A 9746-nucleotide genomic window follows, 5' to 3' on the forward strand; every position below is an offset into this window, starting at 1 on the left:
CGTGCGGTTGCGGCGCACGGCCTTGGCGACCGCGGTGACGGCGTCGTCCTGCCCGATGACCCGGGCGTGCAACTCGTTCTCGAGCTGCGAAAGGCGTCCGCGCTCGGTCGCCGTCAGTCGGGCGACTGGGATGCCGGTGGACCGGCTGATCACCGCGGCGATCTCGGGCTCGTCGACCACGGCCGCGACCCGGGGGCCCCGCGTCGCGTCGTCGAGTCGCGCCTGCACGGCCGCCATCTCGTCACGCAGACGCGAGGCCTCCTCGTAGTGCTCGGCCGAGACGGCGGCGTTCTTCTCCGCCTCGAGGGTGGCGAGCCGCTCCAGCAGCGACGAGGTGTCGACCGAGACGCCGAGCTTCAGACGCAGCCGCGCTCCGGCCTGGTCGATGAGATCGATCGCCTTGTCAGGGAGCACGCGGTCGGGAAGGTACCGGTCGCTCAGCTCGACGGCGGCGCGCAGCGCGTCGTCGGTGTAGGTGACGGCGTGGTGCTCCTCGTACGCCGAACGCAGACCGCGGAGGATCTCCACGGCATCCGTCAGCGAGGGCTCGCCCACGCGCACCGGCTGCAGACGCCGCTCGAGAGCGGGGTCCTTTTCGATCGTGCGGTACTCGCGCAGCGTGGTCGCGCCGATGAGACGCACGTCGCCGCGCGCGAGACGCGGCTTGAGGATGTTGCCCGCGTCCATCGACCCGTCGCCGCTGCCGCCCGCACCGACCAGGGTGTGCACCTCGTCGATGAAGACGACGAGCTTCTCGGATGCCGCGATCTCCTCCATCGTCTGGGTGAGTCGCTCCTCGAAGTCGCCGCGATAACGTGCGCCCGCGAGCATCGCCGCGAGGTCGATCGAGACCACGCGCGTGCCGCGGAGCTGCTCGGGAACCTCGTCGGCGACGATCGCGCGAGCCAGTCCCTCGACGATCGCGGTCTTTCCGACGCCGGCCTCGCCGATCAGCACGGGGTTGTTCTTCGTGCGGCGGCTGAGGATCTCGATCGTCTGCTCGATCTCGTCGGCGCGGCCGATGACCGGGTCGAGCTCGCCCGCCGTCGCGAGGGCGGTCAGGTCGGTGCCGAAGCGGTCGAGATTCGGGGTCGTGGATGCCGTCTGCTCGGGCACGGAGGTCGGCTCGCCGCCCACGACGGTCTCGCGCACGCCCTGGGTCAGGGCCTCGGCCGTGACACCGGCCTGCGCGAGGATCTGCCCGGCGGGTGCATCCTGGGCGAGCACGAGCGCGAAGAAGAGGTGGTCGGGGTCGACGTAGGTCGAGCCGGCGGCCCGGGCGACCTGGAACGCGTGGAACAGCGCGCGCTGGACGGAACCGGCGACGACGGCCCCATCGACGTCGGCCGCGTCGGTGGCGGCGGGCAGCCGACTCTCGGCGGCGCGGGAGATCGCGGCGGGGTCGGCACCGATACGAGCCACGGCCTCGCGTGCGGGCGACTGCCCCACGAGGACGTGGAGCACGTGGAGGGCGTCGAGCTCGCGCTGGCCGCGACCGAGCGCGTACCGCCCCGCCGCCTGCAGCGCCTCCTGCGTGCGGGCGCTCAGGAAGCGACTGAGGTCGATGGACCGTTCGGCGCGCGCACGCTCTCCCGCGAGGTAGCGGGCGAGGAACTCGTCGAACGACTGGGCGCCGTTGTCCCCGGCGTCGGGGGTGAAGTCTTCGGGCACGAATGTCTCCTGTGATACATGAGTCAAGCTCACTCAAGTTTGAGACTTGAGCGGCCATGTATCAAGTTCAACGACGACGTTCCGAGGTTATTCCCGGCAATCTCACGCGCGCAGCGCGGGGTCGGGGGCGTCCCAGAGTTCGACCGTCTGCACGAGCCAGAACACCGCGAACAGGACCACCACGACCGACTCCCCGAGGAAGATCACCGGCACACCCCCCACGGTCGCCGTCGCCGCCCCGACGACCAGCACAGCGACCAGGGCGAGGAGCACCCCCAGGATGCCGGCCGCGACCACCGCGTAGAGCACACGGAAGCGACGGAGTGAGCGCTGCGGGCGCCACGCCGACACAGCGGCGACGACGCCGATCACCGAGAAGAACCCGATGGCGGCGACGTTGTGCGCACCGCGGAGGAACGTCGGGAAATCGGAGAGAGCCCACGTCACGAACCCGGCGACGATCAGGGCGATCCCGAGCAGTGTCACGACGGTCCCCCACCCCGCGGAGCCCTGCGTGCGCGCAAGGACCGCGGCGGAGATCAGGACGACGACGGAGAGGGATGCCACCGACACACCGTTGTTGATCACGCCGGGGACCGCCGCAGGGGGCACGCACACCGCGCCGACCTCGCAGGACGCGTCGGAGATCGGCGTGGGCACCAGCGCGACGACGAGAGCGAACACGGCCGCGACGTCGAGGAGCCCCTGCTCGATGCTGCGCCCGGAGAGGACGAGGAGCGCCAGCGCGATCGCGCACAGACTCCCCACGAAGAGGTCGCCCGCCGGCGTGTAGAACGCGGCACTGATCGAGGGGAGCACACCTGCCCTCGCGACCTCGAGCCCCACGGACACCGCGAGAACGAGGGTCGCCGCCACGATCGACAGCCGCACGTATCGGTAGGTGCGCTGGGTCGACGTCGTGCGGATCCGCATGCCCACATCCTGGCATCGGCCACCGACACGACCACGCCCGGGCCATCGGTCGCCGACCATCCCGACCATCGACGAAGTCCGACCCGTGTCGGAGGCGTCTGCCAGACTCGTCGCCGTGCGCGACTTCCTCGCCGGCGCCGGCCTCCTTCTCCGCGGTCTCGGCCAGTGGCGCCGCACGCCGGGCGCGATGGCACTCGGGCTCATCCCGGGTGCCGTCGTCGGCCTGGCGTTCGGCGCCGCGCTCGTGGGGTGGGGCTTCTGGCTCCCGAGCCTCGTCGACGACTGGACGCCGTTCGCCGACGGATGGGAGCCGTTCTGGGCCGGCGCCCTCCGCGTGGCCATCGGCATCGCGTCGTTCGGCGCGGTGCTGTTCCTCTTCGCCGTCTCGTTCACCGCCGTGACGCTGACGGTCGGCGAGCCGATCTACGACCGGATCTGGCGCGCGACCGAGCGCTCCGCCCTCGGCGCAGTGCCGAACGTCGAGTACGGCTTCTGGCGGGGCGTCGGCGACAGCGTGCGGCTGGTGCTGCGCGGCATCCTGGTCGCCCTCCTCGCGTGGCTGCTCGGGCTCATCCCCCTCGTCGGAGGGGTGCTCGGGGGTGTCGTCGGCCTTCTGCTGACCGGCTGGCTCCTCGCCGACGAGCTCACCTCGCGCGCACTCACGGCCCGGGGTCTCGACCGTCGGGCGCGACGCACCCTGCTCCGCGAGCACCGCGCGAAGGCGCTCGGGTTCGGCGTCGCGACCCAGATCTGCTTCCTCGTCCCGCTGGGCGCTGTCGCAATCATGCCGGCGGCCGTGGCGGGAAGCACGCTCTGGGCGCACGTTGCGCTCGGCGAGAAACCGTCCCGCGACGCGGTCGAGCGCGAGGCGCGACCCGCCGACCCGGCACGGTAGCCTGGAGCGACCGAAGGGATCCTCATGTTCATCGTCTCGCTCATCCTGTTCGTCGGGGGCATGCTGCTCACCGGCCTGTCGTTCTCGCTCGCGGCCCCCGCGCTCTTCTTCGCCCTCGGCATCATCCTGGTCTCGGCCGCGCTGGCGCTGCCCTTCCACTTCGGCACGCGGTAAGCCGGGAGCATCGGCCATGACGACCTATACCGTGGCCGACTACCTCCTCGACCGGCTCGCCGAGTCAGGGGTACGGCATTTCTTCGGCGTCCCAGGAGACTTCACGCTCGCCTTCCTCGACCACGTCGAGCGCCACCCGCTCATCGGGTGGGTCGGGTGCGCGAACGAGCTCGGCGCGGGCTATGCCGCCGACGGCTACGCGCGCCTCCACGGCCTCGGCGCCCTGAGCACGACCTTCGGCGTGGGCGAGCTCTCCGCCATCAGTGCGGTCGCCGGCAGTTACGCCGAGCACGTCCCCGTCCTGCACGTCGTCGGCGCCCCCACCACCGCGGTGCAGGCAGCCGGGCGGGCGAGCCACCACTCCCTCGGGGACGGCGACTTCGGCCACTTCGCCCGCATGACCGCCGAGGTCACAGCCGCTCAAGAAGTGCTGACGGCGACGGATGCCACGGCCCAGATCGACCGCCTCATCACCGAGGTGCGCCATCGGCGCCTGCCGGGATACCTGCTGATCCCCGCCGACATCGGCGAGACGCCCGTCGACCCTCCATCGGAGCCGCTCCCCTCCCCCGACACCGTCACCGATCCCGCCGTCCTCACCCGCTTCCGCGATGCGGTCGCCGCTCGGCTGGCCGTGGCCGACTCCGTCGCCGTCCTCGCCGACATCCTCGTCGCGCGCCTCGACGCCGAAGACCACCTGCACCGCGTCCTCGAGAGCGGAGTGCCGCACGCCTCGTTGCTGTGGGGCCGCCGCGTCGTCGACGAGTCGGCATCCGGGTATCTCGGTCCCTACCTCGGTGCGGCGAGCGCTCCCGCCGTCCGCGCGGGCATCGAGGACGCCGACGTGCTCGTCATGGCGGGAGTGCAGTTCACCGATCTGACGAGCGGGTTCTTCTCGCAGCACATCGATGCAGCGCGCACGATCGAGATCCGCGGCGAACACGCGCGCATCGGCGACGACGACTTCCGCCCGCTCGCGATGCGAGATGCCCTCGACGCCGTCGCCGACGAACTCGCCGCGCTCCCCGGTCGCTTCGCGGTCGATGCGGGAGCCCCGCCCGTCGCTCCGCGACCGCCCGCCGAAGCGGGTGAAGCGCTGTCGCAGTCGGCGCTGTGGCACGAGGTGGCCGCCTTCCTCCGTGACGGCGATACCGTGCTCGCCGACCAGGGCACCTCGTTCTACGGCATGGCCGGAGAACGCCTCCCCCACGGCGTCGTGTTCGGTGGCCAGCCGCTGTGGGCGGCGATCGGTTTCACGCTCCCGGCGATCCTCGGTGCGGCCCTCGCCCGACCCGAGCGGCGTCCGGTGCTGCTGATCGGCGACGGCGCTGCCCAGCTCACGAGCGCCGAGCTCGGCACTCTCGTGCGTCACGGCGTGCCCGCGGTCATCGTCGTGGTCGACAACGGCGGCTACACGGTCGAGCGCGTGATCCACGGCCTGCACGAGGAGTACAACGACATCGCGACGTGGGATTGGACCGCGCTCCTCGGCGCCATGGATCCCCGCGGTACGAACGTCGGCGTGCGCGTCGACACCGTCGGCGCTCTCAGCGACGCACTCGCCGCGGCGCGGCGATCGGAGGGGCTGACGCTCATCCAGGCGGTCGTCCCGCAGGACGACGTGCCGCCGGTTCTCGCCGACCTCGCCGCCGCCGCGGCCGCCGCGAACCGCCGGTCCTGACGCGGACCGCCCCTATCCGACGCACCGGACGCGGCGTCCTCACCCCGACCGGCCGGGTACCGTGTCCGAGTGCCGTTCTCACTCGATGCCCTCCGCCGTTGGCCCGATCTCGAGGCACCCGACCTGCTCGCCGCTGATGCGGCCGACCGGCTGATCCTCGACGAGTCCGCGGAAGCCCGGACGGATCTGGCGGACGGAGAGCTCGTCGTGATCGGCGACGCCTATGGGGCGCTCACCCTGGCCTCGGCCGCCGCCGGAGCCCGCGGCATCCGGGTGCATCAGGACGAGCTGACCGGCGAACAGGCCCTCGCCGCGAACGCCGAGACGACGCAGCTCACCGGATCGTTCACCTCGCACGCGCGGGATGCCGCCCTCGTCGAGGACGCGCGCGTCGTGCTGCTGCGCCTGCCGCGGGCGCTGCGTGAGCTGCACGACATCGCGGGGCTCATCGCCCGATACGCCCACCCGGACGTAGTCGTCTTCGCGGGCGGGCGACTGAAGCACATGACCGTGACGATGAACGACGTGCTCCGCGCGCGGTTCGAGCGGGTCGACGTCTCGCACGCCCGGCAGAAGTCCCGCGTCCTCATCGCACGCGGACCGCACGACGGCGCCGACCCCGAGCCGGAGCGGGCGCGGATCGACGGACTCGAGGTCCGCGCGTTCGGTGGAGCGTTCGCCGGGGCGTCTCTCGATATCGGCACTCGCCTGCTCCTCGCCCACCTGCCCGAGCCGAGGGGTGGTGAGGCGATCGACCTCGCGTGCGGTACCGGGATCGTCGCCGCGACGCTGGCGACACGGCATCCCTCCCTCCGGGTTCTCGCGTGCGACCAGTCCGCGATCGCGGTGGAGTCGGCGCGCGCGACGACCGAAGCCAACGGCGTCGGCGACCGGGTCACCGTAGTGCGCGACGACATGCTGCGAAGCCGGCCCGACGACAGTGCGTCGTTCATTGCGCTCAACCCGCCGTTCCACTCGGGAGCAGCGGTCACCGAGGGCATCGCCCCGCGCATGTTCGCCGAGGCAGCGCGCGTGCTCCGCCCGGGCGGCGAGCTCTGGACGGTGTGGAACTCCGCGCTGCAGTATCGGCCCGCACTCGAGCGTCTCGTCGGGCCGACCCGGCAGGTCGCCCGCGATCGCAAATTCACGGTGACGGTGTCGACCCGGACGGCGTAGATTCTCGTCATCAGCGCGAGGAGGCGCCATGCGACGTCGCATCATCGGGGTGCCGATCGCCGTCGCCGCCCTGGTGGTCCTCGTCACCACCGGCATCCCCACGACGGCGGCAGTGGCGGCCTACACCGATCCTCTCGGGACCACCGTCACGACCCCTCTTTTCGCCGACTGCTCAGGGGTGGACGCGAGCGGTCGCGAGTACGCGCGCCGGCACGGCATCGCCGTGTGCGCAGCGAACACCACCCCGCCGGACGTCGCACTGCGCACCGAAGCGGTCGGCGGCGAGGAGTGCGGCGCGCTCACCCTGACGGCGATGAGCTGGGGGCGGGGTGTCGCGGCGATCGCGTGGAGAGCGTCATCGGAGACCGGTCCGATCGAGGGCGTGGACCTGACCGTGTCGGTCTCGGGGCGGGCGGGAACCACCGTGCACCGCTTCTCGGGGCCGACCGGCTCGACGCCGGCGAGCGAGGGGATGGTGACCTACGTCGGCACCGGTCTCGCGGTCGTCACGATCTCGGGAACCGTCGAAACGGCCGTGGCGGCCTGCTCGCTCTCGTCGGCTCCCGCGCGCATCGGGGTGCGCTGAGGCGTGTCTCAGCCCTTGCCACCGGGAGGGCCGACGACGAGCAGCACGACGAAGACGAGCGCGACGACGGCGACGAGGACGAGGCCGAGCACCCACGGCCGGCGGAGGAAGAACCGCAGCGCACGGTCGATCGGACGCCTGTCGCGCGGGTCGCCGCTGTCGTCGAGCCGCCACGCGCCGCGGAGCCGCCCCGACCGCTGCAACCACAGCTCGGTCGGAATCGTCGCGTACGGGATCACGGCGCTGACGATCGCCACCGCCGCCGGAACGAATCCCCACCGCTGGTTCAGCGCCACGAGCACCGCTGTCGCACCGTAGGCGAGGAACACGAACCCGTGGATGCCGCCGCCGATGCTCACGGCGATCGGGAGATCGGCGGTGGCCCGCAGGATGAGCCCGCCGATCAACAGGGTCCACGAGATCGCTTCGGCGATCGCGAGCGTGCGGAACAGGGTCAGCGGCGTGCGGAACACGTCTCTCCTCGGGCGGGGTGGAAGATCCCGGAGTCGGGGTTTTCCACCCTACGGAACCCGAGGCCGCGGCATCCCGGGTCTCCTCGACGTCGAACGACGCTCACTCGATCGGCTGGTCGTCCTCCTCGAGCGACGGGTCCGACCTGTCGGCCTCGGCCGCGGTCGACGTGTCGGGCTCAGGGCCGGTAACTGGACCGGCGTCTCGATGAGGCGAGAGTGGAATTCTTGGACAGAATTTCGGACCAAACCAGGCGACTGGGACATTCGCTTCACACAACGCCCCATTGTCGACGCGTCGTGATTGCCACAAATGCCATAATTGCTACATAATCAATTGATGACATCACCGTACGAAAATCGCGCGCCGGACACGTGGGGCGACGTGACCTCGAGACTCATTCAGCGGTATCCGATCGATCTCGACGAACTTGTTGAGGTAGTCCTCAAGTGCTGGAGGGACATTTTTTCGACGACCATAGGTGGTCGGCTGCGTGTCGGCGATGACGTGCAGTTTTCCCCGCAAATGATGGCAAACTTTCTCGACGAGTTGATACCCGTCGAATTGGCAGAGCGGTATCCGGCCACGTGGAGACGTCAGCGATCCAAAAACGAGAAAGACCTCGTTTGCCTCCTGGACGACGTCTTCTCCACTGAAATCAAATGCTCCTCATCCCCGAATGACATCTTCGCAAACCGGAGCTACGCTCAGCCATCTGCCCCGGGAACGAAGCCCAAGGATGGATACTACCTAGCTATCAACTTCCAGGGGTTCCGCGTTGCGCGAGCACCACAGGTGACTCGGGTCAAGCTAGGTTGGCTCGATCACACGGACTGGTTACCCCAAATCAGCGCGACAGGCCAGCAGGCCCGCCTCACGCCTGCGGCCAAGTTGGCCAAGCTGATACAGATCTACCCGCGAGAAGGTCACTGAAGAAGCAGGCCGCTCAAAGACTCCTTCTTGGCCAGGTATCGACTGACGGCGAGGTCGCAATACTCACCGGAAATTTCTATACCGATGGAACGGCGCCCCGTCTTGGCGGCGACGACCGCTGTCGTTCCTGATCCGGAGAACGGGTCGAGCAGTACCGCGTTCTTTTCGCTCGAGGCTAGAACGACGCGCTCGATGAGCGCCTCGGGAAACTGTGCGGGGTGAGGCGTGCGCTCCGCCGAACTGCGTTGGTATCCCGAGGTGACCTTCGCAAATTGCCATACGTCGGTCGGATTCTTGCCAAGTGGGTTGACCTTCAGTCTACCGTTCTTGTACTGCCTCGGATACTTCACGTCCGGATCCCGGATGGCGTCGAGGTTGAAGACGTAATCGTCAGCGTTCTTCACGAACCAAAGGAACTTTTCATTCCTCGGCGAGAGAAACCTTCGACCCGCGACGCCCGCCCCGTAATTCCAAACAACCTCTTGGATCAGGTAGAAGTCCGTGAGGTTCCACAGGAGGTATGGCAGAGGCACGGCTTTGCCGGACTGATGAAGCGGCGTGTAGCCTACATTCAGCCAGAATGCTCCCGCGGCGGCGGTCACCGCATGGACCAACCGCATCCATCTCTCTGACCAATCTACGTAATCCTCGAGCGTCCTAGCACTCTCGTACGACTTGCCTATGTTGTATGGGGGGCTTGTCACAGTCAGGTCAACGGAGGCTGTGGGCAGTTCGCGTAGAAGTTCTAGGCAGTCACCGCGGAGAAGGACGAAGTGCTCATCGGCGAAGTGAACACTTGGCGACAGGCGGGCGGCCTCAAACGCGTCATCCACCACTGACACCATCCGCTCCAATCGTGAACCAATCACACAGGACGAGACGCGACGTGCCCACACGTCAGACCTCTGGACTCCCTTGTTCCTAGCCTAGGTGAGGGAACCGACACCGCACGCGAGCGGCCCGCTCACTCAAACGCCGATGTACGAAGTCGGTGTCATCACCGCGCGTAGGGTGGAGGGGTGGCGGAATCCCGGGGGCGCGTGTGGACCGGGGTCATCCGGGTGGGGCCGCGACAGGGTGATCATCGCGTGGCGCTGCGGGCCGTGATCAGCGTCGGCGCTCCCCTTCTCGTCCTGTTCCTCATCGGCCGCCTCGATCTCAGCGTGTACGCGAGCTTCGGCGCCTTCGCCGCGCTGTACGGCCGCGCCGACCTCCCACGCACGCGT

10 protein-coding genes and 1 pseudogene are annotated in these 9746 nt (G+C 69.3%); 7 read left to right on the top strand and 4 right to left on the bottom strand.

The window, feature by feature from the left end; translation table 11 throughout:
- Together NS283_RS07860 and NS283_RS07865 are read right to left on the bottom strand one after the other, a co-directional pair.
- Positions 1–1671, bottom strand: a 1671-nt coding sequence (locus NS283_RS07860; protein WP_058596311.1) for a Clp protease N-terminal domain-containing protein, incomplete at its 3' end; no start/stop codon positions are given.
- Between the two features lie 102 nt (positions 1672–1773).
- A complete protein-coding gene (locus NS283_RS07865) occupies positions 1774–2604 on the bottom strand; it encodes a hypothetical protein (RefSeq protein ID WP_058596312.1) in 831 nt (276 codons plus the stop codon).
- A gap of 115 nt (positions 2605–2719) precedes the next feature.
- On the opposite strand from NS283_RS07865, the gene NS283_RS07870 reads away from it, so the two are divergent.
- From NS283_RS07870 to NS283_RS07885, 5 genes are all read left to right on the top strand, one after another.
- Positions 2720–3499, top strand: coding sequence for an EI24 domain-containing protein (locus NS283_RS07870; RefSeq protein ID WP_058596318.1), 780 nt, complete (start codon positions 2720–2722; stop codon positions 3497–3499).
- A 24-nt stretch (positions 3500–3523) separates the two neighbouring features.
- Complete coding sequence (locus NS283_RS18875) at positions 3524–3673, top strand: hypothetical protein (protein ID WP_193751309.1); 150 nt, start codon at positions 3524–3526, stop codon at positions 3671–3673.
- A gap of 16 nt (positions 3674–3689) precedes the next feature.
- On the top strand, positions 3690–5354 hold the full coding sequence (locus NS283_RS07875; protein ID WP_058596313.1) for an alpha-keto acid decarboxylase family protein: 1665 nt from the start codon (positions 3690–3692) through the stop codon (positions 5352–5354).
- Positions 5355–5423: 69 nt separating this feature from the next.
- The gene (locus NS283_RS07880; protein ID WP_058596314.1) at positions 5424–6530 is read left to right on the top strand and encodes a class I SAM-dependent methyltransferase; all 1107 of its coding nucleotides are present in this window, start codon (positions 5424–5426) and stop codon (positions 6528–6530) included.
- A gap of 28 nt (positions 6531–6558) precedes the next feature.
- Positions 6559–7116, top strand: coding sequence for a hypothetical protein (locus tag NS283_RS07885; RefSeq protein WP_058596315.1), 558 nt, complete (start codon positions 6559–6561; stop codon positions 7114–7116).
- A gap of 8 nt (positions 7117–7124) precedes the next feature.
- On the opposite strand, the gene NS283_RS07890 is transcribed toward NS283_RS07885, so the two are convergent.
- On the bottom strand, positions 7125–7589 hold the full coding sequence (locus NS283_RS07890; protein WP_058596316.1) for a DUF3817 domain-containing protein: 465 nt from the start codon (positions 7587–7589) through the stop codon (positions 7125–7127).
- A 337-nt stretch (positions 7590–7926) separates the two neighbouring features.
- Here NS283_RS07890 and NS283_RS18370 point away from each other — a divergent pair, with 337 nt between their 5' ends.
- A complete protein-coding gene (locus NS283_RS18370; RefSeq protein WP_081317314.1) occupies positions 7927–8520 on the top strand; it encodes a ScaI family restriction endonuclease in 594 nt (197 codons plus the stop codon).
- On the opposite strand, the gene NS283_RS07895 is transcribed toward NS283_RS18370, so the two are convergent.
- Positions 8514–9353: a DNA-methyltransferase gene (locus NS283_RS07895; protein ID WP_206542546.1), complete on the bottom strand. Its 840-nt coding sequence runs from the start codon at positions 9351–9353 to the stop codon at positions 8514–8516. The genes NS283_RS18370 and NS283_RS07895 overlap by 7 nt on opposite strands.
- A gap of 186 nt (positions 9354–9539) precedes the next feature.
- Here NS283_RS07895 and NS283_RS07900 point away from each other — a divergent pair.
- Positions 9540–9746, top strand: a pseudogene (locus tag NS283_RS07900) (FUSC family protein); the annotation flags it as partial.

It is taken from the genome of Microbacterium testaceum, assembly GCF_001476285.1.
In the GTDB taxonomy this organism is placed as follows: Bacteria; Actinomycetota; Actinomycetes; order Actinomycetales; family Microbacteriaceae; genus Microbacterium; species Microbacterium testaceum_B.

Excerpts from the sequence above, each read along its gene's own strand:
- NS283_RS07865 (WP_058596312.1), bottom strand. The coding sequence starts at position 2,604 with ATGCGGATCCGCACGACGTCGACCCAGCGCACCTACCGATACGTGCGG.
- NS283_RS18875 (WP_193751309.1), top strand. The coding sequence starts at position 3,524 with ATGTTCATCGTCTCGCTCATCCTGTTCGTCGGGGGCATGCTGCTCACC.
- NS283_RS07875 (WP_058596313.1), top strand. The coding sequence starts at position 3,690 with ATGACGACCTATACCGTGGCCGACTACCTCCTCGACCGGCTCGCCGAG.
- NS283_RS07885 (WP_058596315.1), top strand. The coding sequence starts at position 6,559 with ATGCGACGTCGCATCATCGGGGTGCCGATCGCCGTCGCCGCCCTGGTG.
- NS283_RS18370 (WP_081317314.1), top strand. The coding sequence starts at position 7,927 with ATGACATCACCGTACGAAAATCGCGCGCCGGACACGTGGGGCGACGTG.